This window comes from Streptomyces sp. NPDC051567, assembly GCF_044454165.1.
Taxonomy (GTDB): Bacteria; Actinomycetota; Actinomycetes; order Streptomycetales; family Streptomycetaceae; genus Streptomyces.
Window position 1 is genome coordinate 223,927 of sequence record NZ_JBITDK010000005.1, and the last position, 20,054, is coordinate 243,980.

The 20,054-nt window shown below is 74.3% G+C and carries 17 protein-coding genes, 1 pseudogene and 1 riboswitch; of the genes and pseudogenes, 10 read left to right on the forward strand and 8 right to left on the reverse strand.

Translation table 11 applies throughout. The features are described from left to right. Positions 1-108 precede the first annotated feature (108 nt). Positions 109-1,005, forward strand: a complete 897-nt coding sequence (locus ACIA5F_RS08705; RefSeq protein ID WP_399350620.1) for a radical SAM protein — start codon at positions 109-111, stop codon at positions 1,003-1,005. Positions 1,006-1,553: 548 nt separating this feature from the next. Here the strand turns inward: ACIA5F_RS08705 and ACIA5F_RS08710 are convergent. The 4 genes and pseudogenes from ACIA5F_RS08710 to ACIA5F_RS08725 form a co-directional block, all read right to left on the reverse strand. Further along, positions 1,554-1,886: pseudogene (locus ACIA5F_RS08710) on the reverse strand (NUDIX hydrolase); the annotation flags it as partial. A 79-nt stretch (positions 1,887-1,965) separates the two neighbouring features. Continuing rightward, positions 1,966-2,451, reverse strand: a complete 486-nt coding sequence (locus ACIA5F_RS08715; protein WP_399350622.1) for a hypothetical protein — start codon at positions 2,449-2,451, stop codon at positions 1,966-1,968. An 86-nt stretch (positions 2,452-2,537) separates the two neighbouring features. Then, positions 2,538-3,227 (reverse strand): YdcF family protein, encoded by a 690-nt coding sequence (locus ACIA5F_RS08720; RefSeq protein WP_399350624.1) that lies wholly within the window; start codon positions 3,225-3,227, stop codon positions 2,538-2,540. A gap of 12 nt (positions 3,228-3,239) precedes the next feature. Further along, a complete protein-coding gene (locus ACIA5F_RS08725) occupies positions 3,240-3,956 on the reverse strand; it encodes a hypothetical protein (RefSeq protein WP_399350626.1) in 717 nt (238 codons plus the stop codon). 571 nt (positions 3,957-4,527) lie between these two features. Between ACIA5F_RS08725 and ACIA5F_RS08730 the strand changes: the two genes are divergently transcribed. Further along, positions 4,528-4,938 (forward strand): hypothetical protein, encoded by a 411-nt coding sequence (locus tag ACIA5F_RS08730; RefSeq protein ID WP_399350628.1) that lies wholly within the window; start codon positions 4,528-4,530, stop codon positions 4,936-4,938. Positions 4,939-4,983: 45 nt separating this feature from the next. On the opposite strand, the gene ACIA5F_RS08735 is transcribed toward ACIA5F_RS08730, so the two are convergent. Then, entirely contained in the window at positions 4,984-5,268 is a 285-nt protein-coding gene (locus ACIA5F_RS08735; RefSeq protein ID WP_399350630.1) for a ferredoxin, read from the reverse strand. Continuing rightward, a complete protein-coding gene (locus ACIA5F_RS08740; protein WP_399350632.1) occupies positions 5,268-6,740 on the reverse strand; it encodes an aldehyde dehydrogenase in 1,473 nt (490 codons plus the stop codon). The genes ACIA5F_RS08735 and ACIA5F_RS08740 overlap by 1 nt, the downstream gene beginning before the upstream one ends. A 320-nt stretch (positions 6,741-7,060) precedes the next feature. Next, positions 7,061-7,143: riboswitch (cobalamin riboswitch) on the forward strand. Between the two features lie 128 nt (positions 7,144-7,271). Between ACIA5F_RS08740 and ACIA5F_RS08745 the strand changes: the two genes are divergently transcribed. The 6 genes from ACIA5F_RS08745 (at position 7,272) to ACIA5F_RS08770 (ending at position 14,151) form a co-directional block, all read left to right on the forward strand. Then, entirely contained in the window at positions 7,272-8,555 is a 1,284-nt protein-coding gene (locus ACIA5F_RS08745; RefSeq protein ID WP_399350634.1) for a prenyltransferase/squalene oxidase repeat-containing protein, read from the forward strand. Further along, on the forward strand, positions 8,555-9,331 hold the full coding sequence (locus ACIA5F_RS08750; protein WP_399350636.1) for an SCO2322 family protein: 777 nt from the start codon (positions 8,555-8,557) through the stop codon (positions 9,329-9,331). The genes ACIA5F_RS08745 and ACIA5F_RS08750 overlap by 1 nt, the downstream gene beginning before the upstream one ends. Next, positions 9,328-10,563, forward strand: coding sequence for an energy-coupling factor transporter transmembrane protein EcfT (locus tag ACIA5F_RS08755; RefSeq protein ID WP_399350638.1), 1,236 nt, complete (start codon positions 9,328-9,330; stop codon positions 10,561-10,563). The genes ACIA5F_RS08750 and ACIA5F_RS08755 overlap by 4 nt, the downstream gene beginning before the upstream one ends. Beyond that, positions 10,560-12,536, forward strand: a complete 1,977-nt coding sequence (locus ACIA5F_RS08760; protein WP_399350640.1) for an ABC transporter ATP-binding protein — start codon at positions 10,560-10,562, stop codon at positions 12,534-12,536. The genes ACIA5F_RS08755 and ACIA5F_RS08760 overlap by 4 nt, the downstream gene beginning before the upstream one ends. After that, positions 12,533-13,399 (forward strand): ECF transporter S component, encoded by an 867-nt coding sequence (locus ACIA5F_RS08765; protein WP_399350642.1) that lies wholly within the window; start codon positions 12,533-12,535, stop codon positions 13,397-13,399. Before ACIA5F_RS08760 ends, ACIA5F_RS08765 begins: the two co-directional genes overlap by 4 nt. A 347-nt stretch (positions 13,400-13,746) precedes the next feature. After that, positions 13,747-14,151, forward strand: a complete 405-nt coding sequence (locus tag ACIA5F_RS08770) for a lytic transglycosylase domain-containing protein (RefSeq protein ID WP_399350644.1) — start codon at positions 13,747-13,749, stop codon at positions 14,149-14,151. A 237-nt stretch (positions 14,152-14,388) separates the two neighbouring features. On the opposite strand, the gene ACIA5F_RS08775 is transcribed toward ACIA5F_RS08770, so the two are convergent. Beyond that, entirely contained in the window at positions 14,389-15,558 is a 1,170-nt protein-coding gene (locus ACIA5F_RS08775; protein WP_399350646.1) for a steroid 3-ketoacyl-CoA thiolase, read from the reverse strand. A gap of 248 nt (positions 15,559-15,806) precedes the next feature. Between ACIA5F_RS08775 and ACIA5F_RS08780 the strand changes: the two genes are divergently transcribed. Beyond that, positions 15,807-17,051 carry a cytochrome P450 gene (locus ACIA5F_RS08780; RefSeq protein WP_399350648.1) on the forward strand — a complete coding sequence of 415 codons (1,245 nt, stop codon included), beginning with the start codon at positions 15,807-15,809 and terminating at the stop codon, positions 17,049-17,051. A 57-nt stretch (positions 17,052-17,108) separates the two neighbouring features. On the opposite strand, the gene ACIA5F_RS08785 is transcribed toward ACIA5F_RS08780, so the two are convergent. Then, positions 17,109-19,145, reverse strand: coding sequence for a bifunctional glycosyltransferase 87/phosphatase PAP2 family protein (locus ACIA5F_RS08785; protein WP_399350650.1), 2,037 nt, complete (start codon positions 19,143-19,145; stop codon positions 17,109-17,111). 410 nt (positions 19,146-19,555) lie between these two features. Between ACIA5F_RS08785 and ACIA5F_RS08790 the strand changes: the two genes are divergently transcribed. Further along, a complete protein-coding gene (locus ACIA5F_RS08790; RefSeq protein ID WP_399350652.1) occupies positions 19,556-19,894 on the forward strand; it encodes an antibiotic biosynthesis monooxygenase family protein in 339 nt (112 codons plus the stop codon). Positions 19,895-20,054: the final 160 nt, after the last annotated feature.

Below are 20,054 nucleotides of genomic sequence, written 5' to 3' on the forward strand. Positions count from 1 at the left end.
CGGCCCGCGCCCCAAGGGCGGGTTCCAGCACAGAGGTCCGGCGGGGAAGCAGGCACTTCCCCGCCGGGTCGTACACCCGAGGACCCACACACAGACAGGGGATCACTCATGGCGGCATCAACGTTACTCACGTTCGCATGGCTGGAGGTCACGGGGCTCTGCAACGAGTTCTGCGATCACTGCTACGCGGACAGCGGCCCGAAGGGCACGCACGGCACCATGGCCGTGCGGGACTGGAAGCGCACCCTCGACCAACTCGCGGACATGGGCACCGAGAACGTGCAGTTCATCGGCGGTGAGCCGACCTTGTACCCGCACCTGCCCGAGCTGATCGAACACGCCCACGGGCGGGGTCTCGGCATCGAGGTGTTCTCGAACATGACCCACATCCGGGACGAGCTGTGGGGCACGTTCACGAAGTACGGCGTCACGCTCGCCACGTCGTACTACTCCGACGACGCGCAGGAGCACGACCAGGTGACCCGGCTGCGGGGTTCGCACAGGAAGACCCGTGCCAATATCCGGAAAGCGATCGACCTCGGCATGCCGATCCGGGGCGGGGTCGTCTCCGTGAACTCCGGCCAGCGCGTCCAGGGAGCGGCGAACGATCTCGCGGCGCTCGGCGTGGGGCAGGTCGACGGAGACCGGACCCGCGCCTTCGGACGGGCCGGTCAGGGAGCCGTGCCCACCGTCGCGGACCTGTGCGGACACTGCGCGCACGGAAAGTGCGCCATCGGCCCTACAGGCGACGTGTGGCCGTGCGTGCTCGGCCGGTTCCTCAGCCTGGGGAACGTGAAGGACACCCCCCTGGCCGAGATCTGGACCAGCACCCGTACGGCCGAGATCCGTGCGGAAATCGCAGCGGCACGACCGGACAAGGCCGAGTCGTGCAACCCGCCCACGTTCCTTCCGAGCTGTAGTCCGTGCGCCCCCGCATCAGGGGTCTGCGATCCGAAGGAGGCAGACGCCGCGCCGGGGATGGCTACGATCGGCGCACCTGCGTAACTCCGCACCGAAGGAGACACATGGACCACCACGGCGACCACTACGGGGCGTGGCTCGGCGAGAGTCGGCCGGACCCCGCCGGGCACCGTAGCGAGGAGGAGTGGGAGATCATCGCGGGCTACATCCGGTTCGCGGCGGGCAAGGTGGGCCCCAAGTTGCCGGTGTGTCTTCCGGGCGAGATGCAGCAGTGCGGGCGGAGCTACCGGGACCACGTCCTCCCGTGGGCGGCAGCGCTCAAGGCTGCGGCGCAGCACATGATCGAGAAATCGGCACCGTCACAAGCCCAGGCTGCCTATGCCACCGGCCCGCTCTATCAGATGCGGCTCGCCGAGCTCCGCGTGAGGCACGCCGCCCGAACCACTCCTGAACCACCGCTGCGGAAGTTCTGAGATACCGGACGGGCCCCGTAGCAGCACTGTCGCGCGCGGGATGGGCCGGGGTCGGGCGGGGGCCGTTGCCCGGCCCCGGTCCGTCACCCGGGTCCGCCGCCCCGGGTCCGCCGCCCGTCGGCAGAACCGTCCGTCAGCGGACCACGGGACCCCGCCCGGCCCGCCGGTGGGCCGGGCGAGCAGACAGACCGAGAACTCCTGCCGCACCTCGCCGTCGTCGTAGGCGAAGACGTGACCGGGGTAGGTGTACGTCCCCACGATCCCGGTGATCTCCACCGTCACCCCGGTCTCCTCGAAGGTCTCCCGGACCGCGCAGTCACCGATGGACTCCCCCAGCTCCCTCTTCCCGCCGGGCAGGGCCCGCATCCCGTTGTCCGTCCGCCGCTGCAACAGCACCCGCCCGGCGTCGACGACGACGACCGCCGAAGCCGCCGGCACCAGACTGTTCGCCTCGGGCGCCTCCGGATCGTCCTCGTAGTCACGCCTGGCCATCTCGCCCCGCCTCCCGGACGCCGCGTCCTCGTGACCGTTCTCAAAGCGGCTCCGACACCGCTGACATCGTGCGGCCTCCTCAGCCCTTCCGGGCCGTACCCTCGGGCCACACGACCGTGACCGGCTTCCCGCTCGCGCGGGCCTGTGCCACCGTGTCGGCGGTACCACCCCGGCCGCTGGACGGCTGTCCGTCCCACACGGCGACGAGCCGGTCGGCGCGGCGGAGCAGTTCACTGTTCGCGGCCTCGTACGCCGCCCGGTCCGCCTCGGCGTACGGCATCACGACGACCTCGGCCGCGGCCTGGCGGAGGCGGTCGAACTCCGCCGCGTGGCCGGGCTTCACCTTCGCCTCCCGATAGTCCTGGGACGGCACCACGACGACGAGCCGCCCGCCGAGCGAGAGCACCGCGTCGGCGAACAACGCGTCCGCCCCCTTCGCGATGCAGGAGACCCCCGTCAGCCCCTCCTCGGTATACGGACCGAGCAGAGCCGCCAGCGCTTCCCGCACCACGGGCACGCTCTCCTCGGCGAGGTCCATGTGCCCGGTCACCGCGATCACGGTCATGCCGTCCCCCTCGGGTCAGTTCGCCAACAGCTCGCGGATGCTATCGCGGGCCTGCCGCACGCGTCTGTTCCCGGAGCGGCCCCGGGTCAGGAGCTGATGAGACGGCTGTCGAAGCCGGAGCGCAGGAGGCGTTCGTAGGCGTCGTGGACGTCCTCCGGGACGTCTTGTTCGACGGAGAAGCCGAGTTTTGGGTACTCGATGACCCGTTGCAGGTCGCCGACGAGCATGTCCACGACGAGCTTCTCGTCGCCGATGGACTTGAGGTAGTCGTCGAACTCCAGGGGCTCGGAGGCGCAGACGACCTCGGCCTCGGGCCATAGCCGGCGGCACGTGGCGTAGGAACGGCGTTCCATGTACGGCTTGGAGATCAGGAGCAACGATGTGACCCCCGCACCGGCCGCGTGCAGCACGTCGCGGGAGAACGTGATGTTCTGGCCGGTGTTCCCGGCTTCGGTCTCCAGCAGGATCGCCTCGTCGGGAACGCCCAGGCCGAGTGCGTGCTCGCGGTAGTGGACCGCTTCGCCGCGCGGGAAGCGGGCCGCGGTGGTCAGGCTGTTGCCGCCGCTGAACACGACCACGGGGAAGAGGCCCGCCCGGTAGAGGTCCGCTGCGGCGGTGGCGACGCCGAGGTCGTGGCTGCCGAGGCCGATGGCCGCGGAGCACGGGCGTACCTCGTGGCCCATCTGATGGTAGCGCCAGATCAGGACGGCATCGTTCCACTGCTCATCGGTGATCGTGCGCTCTGCGCGGTCCGGCACGGGGGCTCCCTGGTTCATCGCTTCGACCACTTACCTCGGCACGAGGACCGGCGGGTCCTCGTACGACCGCCGGATTCCCTCGATGCTGCGCAGTTGGTGGCTCAGGCCGTGATGCGAGGCCGTGCGCGCCGCGCCGCCGAGGACGGTCAGCCCATCATCGCGGGTGGCCGGGTCGGACAGAAGGATGTGCGAGTACGCGGTGTCCAGCCGGACGCGCTGCATGGGCGAGTCGACCGAACCGGTCGCGCGGGCGATGCCGATGCAGTGGAGCGCCTGCGTCAGCTCACCGGCGCCGCGGTGCGCGAGGGCCAGCTTCTGATGAGCGACGGACCAGTCCTCGGGCTCGCCGAGATCCTCGAAGCCCCGGACGGCCGTCCGCATGACCTGTGTGGCGTACGCGTTGTCGCCCTTCTTGCTGAGCGCGGTACCCACCCATAACCGGGCTCTGGCCCGGTCGCGACGGCTCAGGCGTTCGTCGTCGGCGAGTTGCTCGTACTGCCGTACCGAGGTGTCGAGCTGTCCGGCCATCTCCGTGACCACCGCGAGGGACAGCTCGATCTGCGCGGCGCGGCGGGGGATGGCCAGTTCGGTGAAGAGGCTGTGGGCCGTGGTGTAGGTGTGGCGGGCCGAGAGCGGGCCGAGGAGTGCGCCTTGATCACGCTGGAGGTCACCGAGCAGGGTGAGGGACCGGCCGTAGAGATAGGCGCCCCTGTCGTCGAGGCCCCGGGGGCGTGGCGGCTGAGCCACCGGTTGAGCAGGTCCGAGGCGAACGTGAATCTCTGGTGGCTCAGGCAGACGATGGCGCGGTCGATGTCCTCGGTCCACTCCTCGTGGTCCGGGGCGCCCGGCTTCACCCGCGAGCCGTGCAGGGCCTGTTCGAAACGGCCGTGGGCGGCGGCGTCCGCGCGCACGAGGGCGGTGTCGAGGATGGCCTGTGTGTCCGGGCGCGGCCGGGTGGCCTCACCGTGCTTCTCCCACTTGGCCACCGTCCGCAGTGCGACGCCCAGATGCTCCGCGAACGCGCGGGTGCTCATCCGGAGCGCCGAGCGCAGGGCCTTCGCTTCCCGGCCGGTCCACAGCTGCACACTGACCACGGGCTGCCTCCCTCCGCCACGTATCGAAGCACGCCGGGCACAGGCTGCGGGCGGGAAGTGCAACGCAAGTGCAACAGTCGGTCATTTCGGGGCCGTTCGGCGAACGGAACGCTCGTCCCCATGGAATTCATCGCGGAACACCGTGGGGCCGACGGCCCCTTCGTCGTGGAGCGGGAGCACCCCGTGGGGGCCCGCCCTGCCGTACGGCAGCGGGGAGGGGTGTGATGTCCCTGCGCCAGGCGCTGCGGCGCGCGTCCCCCGTCGAGAGGTTTCCGGGGCTGCGCCTCCTGCCGGTCGGCGAGGAATGGGACGTCGTGCGCATGCGGGCCGAGGCGGGGTTCCTCGCCCTCGCCCATCTGCGTGCGGCCCAGGCCGACCTCGGGCCGGTCCTGCACGACCGGCTCAGCGAGCGCCTGTACTTCGCCGTACCCGTCGACAGCAGCGCGAGCTGGTCGGGACTGCCGGTGAAGGTGCTCGCCGTCGGATCGTGGCTCGTCGCACCCGACCCGAACGGTTCGGACGGCCACACCGGCGGGTGGTGCGAGCTGCCCGACGACGAGACGCTCACCGACCCCGTAGCCCTGCGCCGAGCCCTGGACCAGCAGCGCACCGACCCCGTCCCCTCCCCCGCCTGAGTCGCCGCGCGCCCGGCCCGGCCCCGGCGCCGCGTGGTGGTCCGGTCAGTCGGCCGGGGGGAAGACCGGGGTGCCCGTCGGGATGAGGGTGAGGGAGATGGCCTCCACCGGGCAGCCCTCCGCCGCCCGCAGGACCGGGGCGTTCGGCCGCGTCTCGGGGGTGCGGGGGCGGGCCTGGCGGGCCGTGTCCAGGGTGAAGTCCTCCGGGGCGTGGTGCACGCACATGCCCGAGCCGACGCAGATCCCGCGGTCCACCGCGACCCGCCAGCGCTCGCCCGTCCCGGCCGCCTCCGTGCCCGTCTGGTCCGTGCCCGTCTGGTCCGCGCCCACTACGCCCGCGCCCCGGGCGGCAGGTACCCCGCCGGCAGGTGGATCATCTGGGGCTCCAGGTACGCGTCGAGCCCCTCCGGCCCGAACTCCCGGCCCAGGCCGCTGTTCTTGCGGCCGCCGAAGGGGCCCAGCATGTCCAGGCTGAAGGTGTTCACGTTGAAGGTGCCGGTGCGTATCCGCCGGGCGAAGTCGATGCCGCGCTCCACGTCCCCGGTCCAGACGCTGCCGCTCAGCCCGAACTCCGAGTCGTCCGCGATCCGCGCGGCCTGGGCCTCGTCCTCGTACGGGATCAGGCAGACCACCGGGCCGAAGATCTCCTCCCGGGCGATCCGCATCGCGTTGTCCACGTCGCCGAAGAGCGTCGGCTCGACGTACCAGCCCCGGTCCAGCCCCGCCGGGCGGCCGCCGCCGGTGAGGAGCTTGGCGCCCTCCTCCTGGCCGATCCGGATGTACTCCAGCGACCTTCGCCGCTGCCGCTCGGTGACCAGCGGGCCGAGCTGGGTCGCCGGGTCCAGCGGGTCGCCGACGACCAGCGCCCCGGCGGCGGCGGCGAGCGCGGCGGCCACCTCCTCGTACCGGCCGCGCGGGGCGAGGACCCGGGTCTGGGCCACGCACGCCTGACCGTTGTTCATCCAGGCCGCCGGCGCGATCCCGGCGACGGCGCTCTCCAGGTCGGCGTCCGGCAGGATCACGGCCGCCGACTTGCCGCCGAGTTCCAGGGTGACCCGGGTCAGGTTGCGCGCGGCGACCTCCATCACGCGGCGGCCCGCCGCGACCGAGCCGGTGAAGGCGACCTTGTCGATGCCGGGGTGTGCGACCAGGTACTCACTGACCTCGGGGCCGGCGGGCAGCACCGACAGCACGCCCGGCGGCAGCCCGGCCTCCCGCGCGATGTCGGCGAGGAGGTAGGAGTCGAGCGGCGATTCGGGGGACGGTTTGAGGATCACCGTCGACCCCGTCAGCAGCGCGGGCGCGAGTTTGGCGGCGGCCACGAACTGCGGCACGTTCCAGGGGATGACGGCCGCGACGACACCCACCGGTTCGCGGCGTACGAGGATCGGCCCGAGCGCCCCCTGCCGGTGTTCCTCGTAGGAGTGGGCGCGGGCGACGGTGACGGCCGCGTCGTAGACCATCATCGGGCCGAGCGCCTGGGCGAGGACGCTCCAGGAGTACGGGGAGCCGTTCTGGGAGCTGATCGAGCGGGCGATCTCCTCGTGCCGGACGGCGAAGGCGTCCTTGATCCGGGAGACGACGGCGATCCGCTCCTCCAGGCCCGTCCGGGGCCACGGGCCCTCGTCGAACGCCTCGCGCGCGGCCCGCACCGCCCGGTCCACGTCCGCCTGCGAGGCGTGCGGGACGCGGCCGATGACCTGCTCGGTGTGGGGGGAGACGACCTCGATCGTGCCGGTGCCCAGCGGCTCCACCCACTGCCCGCCGATGAACAGGTGTCCGTGTTCCACGAGCTCGGTCATGGCTGCTGCCTCCTGCGGCTTGGCGTCCCCGCACTGATACCAGTTCCCGCAGGAGGAGTCCACGGCCGGTACGGGGCCCGTCCGAAAACATCTGAGCAGTAGTCAGATGCGTCGCGGGGTGCCGTACCGGGTCCCGCGCGAACCCCGTGCGGCAGGGCAAGCGGAACGCGTCCCCGCCCGGCCCGGGCGGCCCGGGGGCGGGCGCGGGGCGGCGGTGGAAGGTCGCGGGCGTGGTGGCGGTAAGGGGCGTCCCGCTCCGGCGCCACCCGACGCCTGTGCCGTGTACCGGTACAGTGAGGAGGTCGTTCACACTTCCGTACAGGGGGAAGCCGGTGCAATTCCGGCGCTGACCCGCAACCGTGACCCACTTCCGGCCTCGCCGGGACGGGGAGCCGGAATGCCCTGTGGTGGAGTGCGCGGCTCGCGCCGCCGGTCCCTCCGGCGGCCGGCACCGTCGAGGTAAACGGAGCCGGAGCCCGGTGCCTGCGCGTGCCTGTCTCCCGTTCCCCGGTACGAGAGGCACCCGCCCCCATGAACGTCCGACGCAGCGCCGCCGCGCTCGCCGCCTCCGCCGTGCTCTGCGCGGGCGCCGCCCCCGCAGCCCTCGCCACCACCGCGCCGCCCGCCCCCTCCGCGCCCCCCGTCGTCCCTGCCGGGCTGTACGGCACGGCCGACCCGTCCTACGACGGTGTCTGGCGCCAGTCCTTCGCGCTGCTCGCCCAGGACACGGTCGGCGTGGTGCCCGCCGCGCAGGCCGTCGACTGGCTCGTCGGCCAGCAGTGCGCGAACGGCGCCTTCTCCTCCTTCCGCGCCGACACCGCCAAGCCCTGCGACGCGACGACGATGCTCGACTCGAACGCCACCGCGATGGCCGTGCAGGCGCTGACGGCGCTGGGCGGCCGGGAGGCGACCGTCACCAAGGCCGTGGACTGGCTGAAGTCCGTGCAGAACGAGGACGGCGGCTGGAGCTACGTCCCCGGCTCGCCCTCCGAGTCCAGCTCCACCTCGCTCGTCCTCAGCACGCTGGGCGTGGCGGGCGCGTCCCCCGCCGACGTGACGTCGGGGACGGGCCGCTCCGGCTACGACGCGCTGCTCCCCTTCCAGCTGGGCTGCGACGCCGAGCCCGCCGCCGACCGGGGCGCCTTCGCGTACGAGGTCAAGGACGGCAAGCGCTTCGCCAACGCCGACGCGACGGCCGCCGCGACGCTGGCCGTGCTCGGCAAGGGCGCGGTCGTCGCCCCGGCCGCCGCCGACACCCCGGCCCCGGCGCCGGAGTGCCCGGCCGGAGCGAAGGACCTGGCGGGCGCGGCGCGGGGTTCGGCCGGCCATCTGGCGGAGGCCCTGAAGAAGGACGGCCACTTCACGGTGGCGACCCCGGGCTCGGACCAGGTCGCCCCGGACTACGCCAACACCGCCGACGCGGTGATCGCCCTGGCGGCGGGCGGCCACCGGCAGGCCGCCGAGGGCGCGCTCCAGTGGCTGAAGGCCCACTCCGCCGAGTGGGCCGAGGGCAGCCCGGCGGCGCTGGGCACGCTGGTCCTCGCCGCGCACGCCACCGGCACCGACCCGAAGTCCTTCGGCTCCACCGACCTGGTCGCCGCGCTGAACGCGACGGGCCCGGCCCCGCAGGCCGCCGGAACCGGTACGAAGGACTCCGCGGCGAAGCCCGCGGAGCAGCAGGACAAGGACAAGGACGGGGACAAGGGCGGGGACTCCGGCAACGGCACCGTCTGGTGGATCATCGGCGCGGGCGCCGCGGCCGGTACGGGCATCGGCATCCTGCTGAGCGGGCGCCGGAAGAAGAACCAGCTCTGATGCGCCGCCGTCCGCCCGCCCTGGCCCTGTCCCTGGCCCTCGCGCTCGGCTTCGCCCTGGCCCTGCTCTCCGCCGCCCCGGCCCTGGCGGCGGGGTACCGCTACTGGTCGTTCTGGGACGGCGCGGGCGGCCGGTGGTCGTACGCCACCCAGGGCCCCTCGTCGGCGCGCCCGGCGGACGGCACCGTCCATGGGTTCCGGTTCTCGGTGAGCAGAACCACGGCGGACACAGCGGACGCGGTGGACGCGGTGGACGCGGTGGACGCGGTGGACGCGGTGGACGCGGTGGACGCGGCGGCCCGGCCGCGCGCCGACGCCGACTTCGACGCCGTCTGCGCGGCCACCGCCCCGGAGCCGGGCCGCAAGCGGGTCGCGCTGGTCGTCGACTTCGGTCTCCCGGCGGACGCCGCCGCGGGCGAGAGCCCGCCGCAGGAGGCTCCGCGGACGGCCTGCGCCGTGGTGGCGCCGGACGCGACGGCGGCCGAGGCGCTGGCGGCGGTGGCCAAGCCGCTGCGTTACAACAGCGCGGCGATGCTCTGCGCGGTGTCGGGCTACCCGGAGCGGGGCTGCGGCGAGCAGGTCGCGGACGCCCCGGCCCCACCCACCCCGGCCCGGCCGACCGCGACCGGGCCGACCGCGACCGCCGCCCCTGCGGCGGCCGGGGAGAACGGCGGGAACGGCGGCGGCCCCTCGGCGGGCCTGCTCGCCGGGATCGCGGCGGTGGCCGTCCTGGCCGCGGCCGGTGTCCGGCAGTCCCGGCGCCGACGCACCCGATGACGGACCCCGCCCGGCCGGACACCCGGCCCCCGGCACCCGCCACCGGCACGCACCCGCACCCGCGCCCGGCCCCCGACGCGACCGCCCCCGCCCCGGGCCGCGGGTCCCGGGCCGGGGCCCGGCGGTCCCTCCTCCCGCGCACCCCGCCGGAGGCGACCCGGGGCAACGCCCTGCACGCGGGGGCGTGGTGGCTCTGGGCCCTCGGGCTGGCCACCGCCGCCTCCCGCACCACCAACCCGCTGCTCCTCGGCCTGATCGTCGGCGTCGCGGGGTACGTGGTCGCGGCCCGCCGCACCGACGCCCCCTGGGCCCGCTCCTACGGGGCCTTCGTCAAGCTCGGGCTCGTCGTCATCGGCCTGCGCCTGGTCTTCTCCGTGCTGCTGGGCTCCCCGCTGCCCGGCTCGCACGTCCTGTTCACCCTCCCCGAGGTCCCGTTGCCCGCCTGGGCGCAGGGCATCCGCTTCGGTGGCCGGGTCACCGCCGAGCAGCTGGTCTTCGCCTTCTACGACGGCGCCAAGCTGGCCGCCCTGCTCATCTGTGTCGGCGCCGCGAACGCCCTCGCCAACCCGGCCCGGCTGCTCAAGTCGCTCCCGGCGGCCCTCTACGAGGCGGGGGTGGCCGTCGTCGTCGCCATGACCTTCGCGCCGAACATGGTCGCGGACGTGGTCCGGCTCCGTGGCGCCCGCAGGCTGCGGGGGCGGCCGACCGGCGGGGTGAAGGCGATCCTCCAGATCGGCCTGCCCGTGCTGGAGGGCGCGCTGGAGCGGTCCGTCGCCGTCGCCGCCTCGATGGACGCGCGCGGCTACGGCCGGACCGCGCGGGTCCCGCCCGCCGTCCGGCACACCACCAGCGCCCTCACCCTCGGCGGTCTGCTCGGCGTGTGCGCGGGCACGTACGGGCTGCTCGCCGCCGAGGGCGCCGGGTACGGGCTGCCGGTGCTCCTCCTCGGTCTCGGCCTGGCCCTGGCCGGGCTCTGGCTGGGCGGGCGCCGGTCGGTGCGGACCCGCTACCGGCCCGACCGGTGGGGCCCGCGGGCCTGGCTGGTCTCCGGTTCGGGCGCGGCCGTCGCCGCCCTGATGATCCACGCCGCCTCCGTGGACCCCGGCGGGCTGCTGCCGGGCGTGGTCCCGCTGACCGCTCCCGCGTTCCCGCTGTGGCCCGCGGCGGCCGTCCTGATCGGTCTGCTCCCCGCCTTCGTGGCCCCCGTACCGCCCGAGGAGGCGTCGCAGTGATCCGCTTCGAACAGGTGTCGGTCGCCTACGACGGCGCGGCCGGTCCTTCGCTGTCCGGCGTGGACCTGGTGGTCCCGGAGGGCGAGCTGACGTTGGTGGTCGGCCCGTCGGGGGTCGGGAAGTCGACCCTGCTGGGGACCGTCTCGGGCCTGGTGCCGCACTTCACGGGCGGCACGCTGCGCGGACGGGTGACCGTGGCGGGCCGGGACACCCGTACGCACCGGCCGCGCGAGCTGGCGGACGTGGTGGGCACGGTCGGGCAGGACCCGTTGGCCCATTTCGTGACGGACGTGGTGGAGGACGAGCTCGCCTACGGCATGGAGTCGCTGGGCCTGGCACCCGCCGTGATGCGCCGCCGGGTCGAGGAGACCCTCGATCTGCTCGGCCTGAACGAGCTGCGCGACCGGCCCATCGCCACGCTCTCGGGCGGGCAGCGGCAGCGGGTCGCGATCGGCTCGGTGCTGACCCCGCACCCGAGGGTGCTGGTGCTGGACGAGCCGACGTCCGCGCTGGACCCGGCGGCGGCGGAGGAGGTCCTCGCCGTCCTCCAGCGCCTGGTCCACGACCTGGGCACGACCGTGCTGATGGCGGAGCACCGCCTGGAGCGGGTGGTCCAGTACGCCGACCGGGTGCTGCTGCTGCCCGCGCCGGGCGCGGCCCCGGTGCTCGGTACCCCGGCGGAGATCATGGCCGTCTCGCCCGTCCACCCGCCGGTGGTCTCCCTGGGGCGGCTGGCCGGCTGGTCCCCGCTGCCGCTGTCGGTCCGTGACGCCCGCCGCCTGGCCGCGCCACTGCGCGCCCGCCTCACGGCGGCGGAGCCGCCCGTTCCAGCCCCGCCGCACCCCCCTGCAACCCCGCCCGTTCCAGCCCCGCCGCACCCCCCTGCAACCCCGCCCGTTCCAGCCCCGCCGGCGTTTGAGGCGCGGGGGTCCGGGGGCGGCGCCCCCGGCAACGGCGCCGCACCGGCATCCCCACCCGCCCCGGCCACGGCACCGGCCCCCGGCTTCCTGGCCCGCCTGCTCGGCCGCAAGGCCCGTGAGGCCCGCACGGCCGACCCCGCTCCCGCGACCGCTCCCGCGACCGCGACCGCGACCGCGACCGCGCCCGGCGGACCGGTGTCCGGCGCGTACGTGGCCCAGGTCACCGGCCTGGGTGTCCGGCGTGGCCGGGCGGAGGTCCTGCGCGGCATCGGCCTCACCGTGGCCCCCGGCGAGACCGTCGCCCTCATGGGCCGCAACGGCGCCGGGAAGTCCACCCTCCTCGCCGCCCTGGTCGGCACGGTGGAACCCGCCTCGGGTTCCGTCACGGTCGGCGGCAGGGTCCCGCACCGCACCCCGCCGCCGGAGATGGTCCGCCGCGTCGGCCTCGTCCCGCAGGAACCCCGCGACCTCCTCTACGCCGACACCGTGGGCGCCGAGTGCGCGGCGGCCGACGCCGACGCGGGCGCGGCCCCCGGCACCTGCCGGGACCTGGTCGGCGCCCTGCTGCCCGGGGTCCCCGACGGCACGCACCCCCGGGACCTGTCCGAGGGCCAGCGCCTGGCCCTCGCCCTGGCCCTGGTGCTCACCGGACGGCCCGCCCTGCTGCTGCTCGACGAGCCGACGCGGGGCCTGGACTACGCGGCCAAGGCCCGGCTGGTCGAGATCCTGCGGGCGCTGGCGGCGGACGGCCACGCGATCGTCCTGGCCACGCACGACGTGGAGCTCGCCGCCGAGCTGGCCCACCGGGTGGTGATCCTGGCCGGGGGCGAGATCGTCGCGGACGGCCCGACCGCCGAGGTCGTCGTCTCCTCGCCCGCCTTCGCACCGCAGGTGGCGAAGGTGCTGGCCCCGGGCCGCTGGCTCACGGTCACCCAGGTCTCCCGCGCGCTGGCCGCCCCGGAAACCGGGACCGGAGCCGGGACCGGGACAGCGGCCGGGACCGGAACCAGTACCGGGACCGGGGCGACGGGGGCGGGGGCGGGGAGCGCATGAGCCGCGTCGTGTCCCGTCCCGTGCGGATCGGCCCCCGAGCGGGGGCCGCCCTGGTCCTCGTCACCCTCATCGGCGTCGCGGCCTTCGGCTGGCCGCTGCTCGCCGACCGGCAGTCGGGCCTGGCCCACTCCCAGGACGCCCCCTGGCTCTTCGCCGCGCTCCTGCCGCTGCTCGTCGCCGTCGTCGTCGCGACCATCGCCGACCAGGGGATGGACGCCAAGGCGGTGGCGATGCTCGGGGTGCTGGCCGCCGTGGGGGCGGCGCTGCGGCCCCTGGGCGCGGGCACGGCCGGCCTGGAACCCATGTTCTTCCTGATGGTGCTCAGCGGCCGGGTGCTGGGCCCCGGCTTCGGTTTCGTCCTCGGCTCGGTCACGATGTTCGCGTCCGCGCTGCTGACCGGTGGGGTCGGGCCGTGGATGCCGTTCCAGATGCTGGCCCTGGGCTGGTTCTCGCTGGGCGCCGGTCTGCTGCCCGGTCCGGACCGGCTCCGGGGCCGGGCGGAGCTGCTGATGCTGGCGGCGTACGGGTTCGTGGGCTCGTTCGCGTACGGCACGGTCATGAACCTGCAGGGCTGGGTGATCCTCCAGGGCATGGGCCAGGGCATCTCCTTCCACCCGGGGGACCCGGTGGGCGCGAACCTGGCGCGTTTCCTCGCGTACTGCCTGGCGACCTCGGTGGGCTGGGACCTGGGCCGGGCCGTGCTGACCGTCGTCCTGACCCTCACGCTGGGGGCGACGGTGCTGAAGGCGCTGCGGCGGGCGACTCGCAAAGCGGCCTTCGACGCGCCCGTTTCCTTCGATCCGGAGGCCGTGGGCGGGGCCGACCGCCACCTCGAAAGGGGTATGTCCGGTCGCGGACGGTGACATCCGGGGCGCCGGGCGGTGACACGCCCCATAGGACCCACGTCACATACGACCCTGGCTAGTACTCCCCGGGAGCCCCTTCGCCACCCCCGCGCGGCCACCTCCCACCTGCGCGGAACCCTCCCGGGCCGGGGTGGCCGGGGAGGGGGCCGGGAGGTGCCCGGCTGCGAGGGCCACTAGTAAGAGGGGCCTTTGCCAGGGCGCCGGGGCATCGGTAGAACTGGATGAGTCGCAAGGCGGCAGGGGCTTTCCCGCTCCCCGCCGACGAACCCCTCTCCCTGGCGTGAGTGGCTCACACCTGCCCCCGGCATGTGGCGACCGCCCTTGTTCCCTACGGAAGGAATTCCGTGTCCAACGCCGTCATCCGCCGCATCGCCACTTCCAAGAAGTCCCTCGCGGGCACCGTCCTCGCCCTGGGCGTCGCCGGTTCCCTGCTCGCGGCGGTTCCCGCGCAGGCGGCGCCGACGAGCGCCAAGACGATCGCCCAGCAGATGATCAAGGACCCGGCCCAGTTCGCCGCGTTCGACAACATCGTCACCCGCGAGAGCGGCTGGAACCACACCGCCATGAACTCCGCTTCGGGCGCGTACGGCCTGGTCCAGGCCATGCCGGCCACGAAGATGTCCACGGCGGGCTCGGACTGGAAGACCAACCCGGCCACCCAGATCAAGTGGGGCCTGGACTACATGAACGACCGCTACGGCAGCCCCGTCGCCGCCTGGAACTTCTGGCAGACCCACCACTGGTACTGATCCACCAGTGGCAGCGGACTCCACAGCGCGGCGCTGACGCCGTGAGCCGTGACGCCGTGAGCCGCGAAGCGGCACCCGAGCGTCCGGAACACGCGAACGTCCGGAACGTGCGAACGTGCGAAGGCCCCGGTGGCCGGCCTCCCCAGGCCAGGCCCCGGGGCCTTCGGCGTTCCCCTCCCAGGGGGTCCGGTGCCGCGCGTCCGCGCGCCGGGCGCGGGGCGCGGGCGTATCCGCGCCCTACAGCCGCTGGATGATCGTCCCGGTCGCCTGCGCGCCGCCCGCGCACATGGTGATCAGGGCGAATTCCTTGTCGCGGCGCTCCAGCTCGTGCAGCGCGGTGGTGATCAGCCGGGCGCCGGAGGCGCCGACCGGATGGCCCAGCGCGATGGCCCCGCCGTTGACGTTGACCTTCTCCAGGTCCTGGCCGAAGACCTGGGCCCAGCTGAGGACGACGGAGGCGAACGCCTCGTTGATCTCGACCAGGTCGATGTCCCCGAGCGTCATCCCGGCCCGGCCGAGCACGGCCCGCGTCGCGTCGACGGGCCCGTCCAGGTGGTAGTGGGGGTCGGCGCCGACGAGGGCCTGGGCGACGATCCGGGCGCGCGGCCGTAGTTTCAGCGCGCGGGCCGTCCTGCGCGAGGCCCACATCACGGCGGCGGCCCCGTCGGAGATCTGCGAGGAGTTCCCGGCGGTGTGCACGGCGGTCGGCATGACCGGCTTGAGCCGGGCCAGTGCCTCCGCCGAGGTGTCGCGCGGTCCCTCGTCCCGGTCGACCAGGCGCCACATGCCCTGGCCCGCCGCCTGTTCCTCCTCGGTGGTGGGGACCTGGACGGCGAAGGTCTCGCGCTTGAACCGTTCCTCGGCCCAGGCGGCGGCGGCCCGTTCCTGGGAGAGCAGCCCGAGCGCGTCCACGTCCGCGCGGGTCAGGCCCCGGCGGCGGGCGATCCGCTCGGCGGCCTCGAACTGGTTGGGCAGGTCCACGTTCCACTCGTCCGGGAAGGGCTTGCCGGGGCCCGCCTTGGAGCCGGAGCCCAGCGGCACCCGGCTCATGGACTCGACGCCGCAGGCGATGCCGATGTCGATGACACCGGCGGAGATCATGTTGGCGGTCATGTGGTTGGCCTGCTGGGAGCTGCCGCACTGACAGTCCACCGTCGTCGCGGCGGTCTCGTAGGGCAGGCCCATGGCCAGCCAGGCGGTGCGGGCGGGGTTCATCGACTGTTCGCCGGCGTGGGTGACGGTGCCGCCGACGATCTGTTCGACGCAGTCGGGCTGGATCGCGGTCCGGGCGAGGAGTTCGCGGTACGTCTCGCCGAGCAGGTAGGCGGGATGGAGGTTCGCGAGCGCGCCCCCGCGCTTGCCGATGGGGGTGCGTACGGCTTCGACGATGACGGGTTCCGCGGCCATGAGCTCGTCCTCTCCTGCACGGCGCCGAGCGGCGGGCTCACCAGGCGAGCCTTCCGGCCCACAGCACTAGTACGCGTTCTAGTTCCCCCCGCAGTCTTATGACCCGGGGGCCCGCCGCGCAAGGGCCCTGCACGCCCCCTGCACGGTTTCCCCACGGAACAGGGGGCGCCACGGCCCTTGTCACCTCTGGAACTCGTTACTACCTTCGAGTCAGTTTCTGATGGGATGTCAGACCCTGGAGCCGCCCGATGCCCTGTCCCGCGCTGCCCGAAGGATTCGACGCCACCGACCCCGACCTGCTCCAGGACCGCGTCCCGTACCCGGAGTTCGCCATGCTCCGGCAGACCGCCCCCGTGTGGTGGTGCCCGCAGCGGCGGGGCGTCACCGGCTTCGACGACGAGGGCTACTGGGCCGTGACCCGGCACGCCGACGTCAAGTACGTCTCCACGCACCCGGAGCTCTTCTCCTCCGGCCTCAACACGGCCGTCATCCGCTTCAACGAGCACATCCGGCGCGAACAGATCGACGCCCAGCGCCTGATCATGCTGAACATGGACGCGCCGGAGCACACCCGCGTACGCCAGATCGTGCAGCGCGGTTTCACCCCGCGCGCCGTCCGCGGGCTGGAGGCGGCCCTGCGCGACCGGGCCCGCGCGATCGTCGCCGGGGCCCTCGCGGCTTCGGCGGACGGCGACTTCGACTTCGTCACGCGGGTGGCGTGCGAACTGCCGCTCCAGGCCATCGCCGAGCTGATAGGCGTCCCGCAGGAGGACCGGCTCCGGATCTTCGACTGGTCGAACAAGATGATCGCCTACGACGACCCGGAGTACGCGGTCACGCAGGAGGCCGGGCTCCAGGCGGCGATGGAACTCCTCGGCTACGCCATGAACATGTCCGCCGAGCGCAAGCGGTGCCCGGCCCGGGACATCGTGACGCAGCTGGTGGCGGCGGAGGACCAGGGCAACCTGAGCTCCGACGAGTTCGGCTTCTTCGTCCTGCTGCTGGCGGTAGCGGGCAACGAGACCACCCGCAACGCCATCAGCCACGGCATGCACGCCTTCCTGACCCACCCCGGCCAGTGGGAGCTGTACAAGCGGACGCGTCCGGCGACGGCGGCGGAGGAGATCGTGCGCTGGGCCACCCCGGTGGTCTCCTTCCAGCGCACCGCCACCCGGGACACCGAGCTGGGCGGGCAGAAGATCTCCGCGGGCGACCGGGTGGGCATGTTCTACTCCTCCGCCAACCACGACCCGGAGGTCTTCGAGGACCCGGAGCGGTTCGACATCACCCGCGACCCCAACCCGCACCTGGGGTTCGGGGGCGGCGGCCCGCACTTCTGCCTGGGCAGGTCCCTGGCCGTCATGGAGATCGACCTGATCTTCAACGCGCTCGCCGACACCCTGCCCGGCCTGCGGCTGGCGGGCGACGGCCCGCGCCGGCTGCGCGCGTCCTGGCTCAACGGCATCAAGGAACTCCGGGTCAGCCACGACTGACCCCGGCGGCCCAGTGACCGGGTCCGGGGCGGGGCCCCGCCCCCCTGGCCGTCCGCCTCAGCCGCGGCTGCGCGCGACGGCCGCCTCCGGCACCCTGGGCCGGGGCACCGCCACCCCGGCCGGCGCGGTCGCCGCGCCCCGGGGCCCGGACAGGACGTACACCAGGGCGAACCCGGCGGCCACGACGGCGGCGCCGCCCACGGCGTCGAGCACCCAGTGGTTGGCGGTGGCCACGATCGCGCAGACCGTGATCAGCGGGTGCAGCGCCCCGAGGAGCTTCTGCCAGCCCTTCGGGGCGAGCACGACGACCACGATCCCGCACCACAGCGACCAGCCGAAGTGCAGCGAGGGCATCGCCGCGTACTGGTTGGAGATCGCGGTCATGGCCCCGTACTGCGGATTGGCCAGGTCCTGCACCCCGTGGACGGTGTCGACGAAGCCGAGGCCGGGCATCAGGCGCGGCGGGGCCAGCGGGTAGAGCCAGAAACCGATGAGCGCGAGGACGGTGGCCAGGCCGAGGGAGGCCCGGGCCCAGCGGTAGTCGCCGGGGCGGCGCCAGTACAGGACGGCCAGGATCGTGAGCGGGACCACGAAGTGGAAGGAGGTGTAGTAGAAGTTGAAGAACGCCTCCAGCCAGGGTCTGGCCACCACGGCGTGGTTCACGGCGTACTCGATGTCGATGCCGAGCACCCGCTCGATGCCGTGGATCTGGTCGGCGTGGCCCTCGGCGAGGCTGCGGCTGGTGGGGGCCGCGGCCCGGATGTGCGAGTAGAGCGAGTAGCCGACCCGTATCAGCAGCAGCTCCAGCAGCAGGTTGGGCCGCGACAGCACCCGCCGCCAGAACGGCAGCAGCGGCACCCGCGCCCACCGGGCGGGCGCGGGTCTGCCGTAGGCGGTCGGCACCGGCTCGCGCCAGTACGGGGAGGAGCGCGCCAGGAACGGCACGGCGCAGGCGGCGGCCAGCGCGGCGAGCAGCGGGACGTTGTCGCGTACGGGGGCCAGCGCGGCCAGGTTCGGCAGCAGCACCGCGCTCGGCAGGGTCATCGCGAGGACCACGGCAACCGGCCACACGGGCCGGTCGGCGGCCCGCTTGCCGACCTTCCCGGCGACGGCGAGCAGCACCCACAGCAGCTGGTGGCGCCAGCCGGCCGGGGAGACGGCGACGGCCACGCAGCCGGTGACGGCGACGGCGAGCAGGAGCTGTCCGTCCCGGGCGTAGCGGACCGCGCGGCGCAGGCCGATCCAGCCGATCCCGGCCGCGAGGGCCAGCGCGAGGGCGATCTCGGCGGGCCCGCTCAGGCCGAAGCGGAGCAGGGCGCCGTGCACCGACTGGTTGGCGAGGCTGTCGGGTGCCCCGCCGAGGCCGGTGCCGGCCAGGTGCTGGACCCAGTACGTCCAGGAGTCGCGCGGCAGGGCCGCCCAGGAGAGGACGGTGGCTCCGGCGAAGGTCAGGGCGGCGGTCCGCGCGGTGGGGCGGCGCCCGGTCAGCCACAGCAGCGGGACGAAGAGCAGCAGCCCGGGCTGGAGGGCCGCGGCGAGCCCGACGAGGAAGCCGGCGGGCCGTTCCCCGGCCACCCGGAAGACGGCCAGGAGCACCAGCAGGACGGGCAGGACGGCGCTCTGCCCCGGTGCGGCGGCCTCGCGGACGGGCAGCGAGACCATCATCAGGGCGACCAGTACGGGCGCGGCGAGCAGCGCGGTGCGCCGGGGCACGGGGTCGGGCAGGGCGCGCGCGGCGACGAGCCCGACGGCGGCGACGCACAGCAGCGTCACGCAGGTCCAGGCGACCTCCAGGGACGGGGCGGCGAGGCCGACCAGGGGCTTGAGGACCAGCCCGCCGAAGGGGGTGCCGTCGAACTGGCCCGCCTCGTGACCCGCCCCGTAGAGCGCGCCGGGCAGGGTGCCCGGGGTGCCGGGGAGCCGGAGGCCGCTGAGCCACTCGCCCGGTGGCACGCGCAGCACGACGGCCGCCTGCCTGACGGCGAGCACCCCCGCCAGCGCCCACAGCAGGAGGCGCGCGGCCCCCAGCCCGCCGCTACCGCCTATGACCCCGGCATGTCCGTTCGCACCACTGTGCTCCGCCGCGTTCGCCACGCCTCGCCGGCCTCCCGCCCTGTTGACCGCAACCCCGACTTCGCCTGGCTGCCGCGCTTCGTTACCCGGAGAGACGATATCCTCCGCGCGATACCGGGGATCGCGGGCCCGGACATCGCACGGGCGACGGCCTCCTCGCGCCCCCTCGCACCCCCGCCCACCTGCGGCGGACCGTCCCGGTCCGGTGGCGGCCCCGGGTCCGCCGGGGGGGGCGGGGCCGGTGGCGGGCGGGCCCGGACGGGCGCGGGCGCGGCCCGGAGGTTCCGGCCGAGGTGACAGTTCCGGGGGGGCCTGGAGGTTCCGGGGGCTCTGGAGTTCCAGGGCTTCCCGGTGCTCCGGCCGGCCGGTGTAGGAGACTGCGCGTAGGGCGGCGGGTACGGACCCGGCCCGTGTTCTCCGAAAGGTGTCCCATGCCGAGCGTGGTAAAGATCAACGTCCTCACCGTCCCCGTCGAGCAGCGGGAGGTGCTGGAGCAGCGTTTCGCCTCGCGGGCGGGGACCGTGGAGAACTCGGACGGGTTCGAGTGGTTCGAGCTGCTGCGCCCGCTGGAGGGGACCGACGACTACCTCGTCTACACGCGGTGGCGTTCCGAGGAGGACTTCCAGGCGTGGATGGAGGGGCCGATGAAGGCCGCTCACCAGGGCGGAGCCCAGGGCGCGGCGGGCGGCGAGCGTCCCCGCCCGGCGGCGTCCGGTTCGACGGTGTGGTCGTTCGAGGTCGTGCAGCAGGCGGCGCCGAAGCAGTCCTGACCCGTAAGGGCCGGAGTCCCTCGTTCCGGCGAATTCCCGGGGGGCGGGTGCGCGGGGGGGGGCCGCCCCCCCCCGCCGGGGGCGGCGGGGGGGGCGCGCCCCCCCCCGCCCCCCCCCCCCCCCGGCGGGGGGTAGTAAGCCGGGCGCGCGGCCGCCGCCG

Bases quoted from the DNA above. Each gene is read 5' to 3' on its own strand.
- ACIA5F_RS08740 (WP_399350632.1), bottom strand. From the start codon at position 6,740: ATGACCGAGCTCGTGGAACACGGACACCTGTTCATCGGCGGGCAGTGG.
- ACIA5F_RS08715 (WP_399350622.1), bottom strand. From the start codon at position 2,451: ATGACCGTGATCGCGGTGACCGGGCACATGGACCTCGCCGAGGAGAGC.
- ACIA5F_RS08775 (WP_399350646.1), bottom strand. From the start codon at position 15,558: ATGGCCGCGGAACCCGTCATCGTCGAAGCCGTACGCACCCCCATCGGC.
- ACIA5F_RS08780 (WP_399350648.1), top strand. From the start codon at position 15,807: ATGCCCTGTCCCGCGCTGCCCGAAGGATTCGACGCCACCGACCCCGAC.
- ACIA5F_RS08765 (WP_399350642.1), top strand. From the start codon at position 12,533: ATGAGCCGCGTCGTGTCCCGTCCCGTGCGGATCGGCCCCCGAGCGGGG.
- ACIA5F_RS08745 (WP_399350634.1), top strand. From the start codon at position 7,272: ATGAACGTCCGACGCAGCGCCGCCGCGCTCGCCGCCTCCGCCGTGCTC.
- ACIA5F_RS08755 (WP_399350638.1), top strand. From the start codon at position 9,328: ATGACGGACCCCGCCCGGCCGGACACCCGGCCCCCGGCACCCGCCACC.
- ACIA5F_RS08790 (WP_399350652.1), top strand. From the start codon at position 19,556: ATGCCGAGCGTGGTAAAGATCAACGTCCTCACCGTCCCCGTCGAGCAG.
- ACIA5F_RS08750 (WP_399350636.1), top strand. From the start codon at position 8,555: ATGCGCCGCCGTCCGCCCGCCCTGGCCCTGTCCCTGGCCCTCGCGCTC.
- ACIA5F_RS08730 (WP_399350628.1), top strand. From the start codon at position 4,528: ATGTCCCTGCGCCAGGCGCTGCGGCGCGCGTCCCCCGTCGAGAGGTTT.
- ACIA5F_RS08720 (WP_399350624.1), bottom strand. From the start codon at position 3,227: ATGAACCAGGGAGCCCCCGTGCCGGACCGCGCAGAGCGCACGATCACC.
- ACIA5F_RS08705 (WP_399350620.1), top strand. From the start codon at position 109: ATGGCGGCATCAACGTTACTCACGTTCGCATGGCTGGAGGTCACGGGG.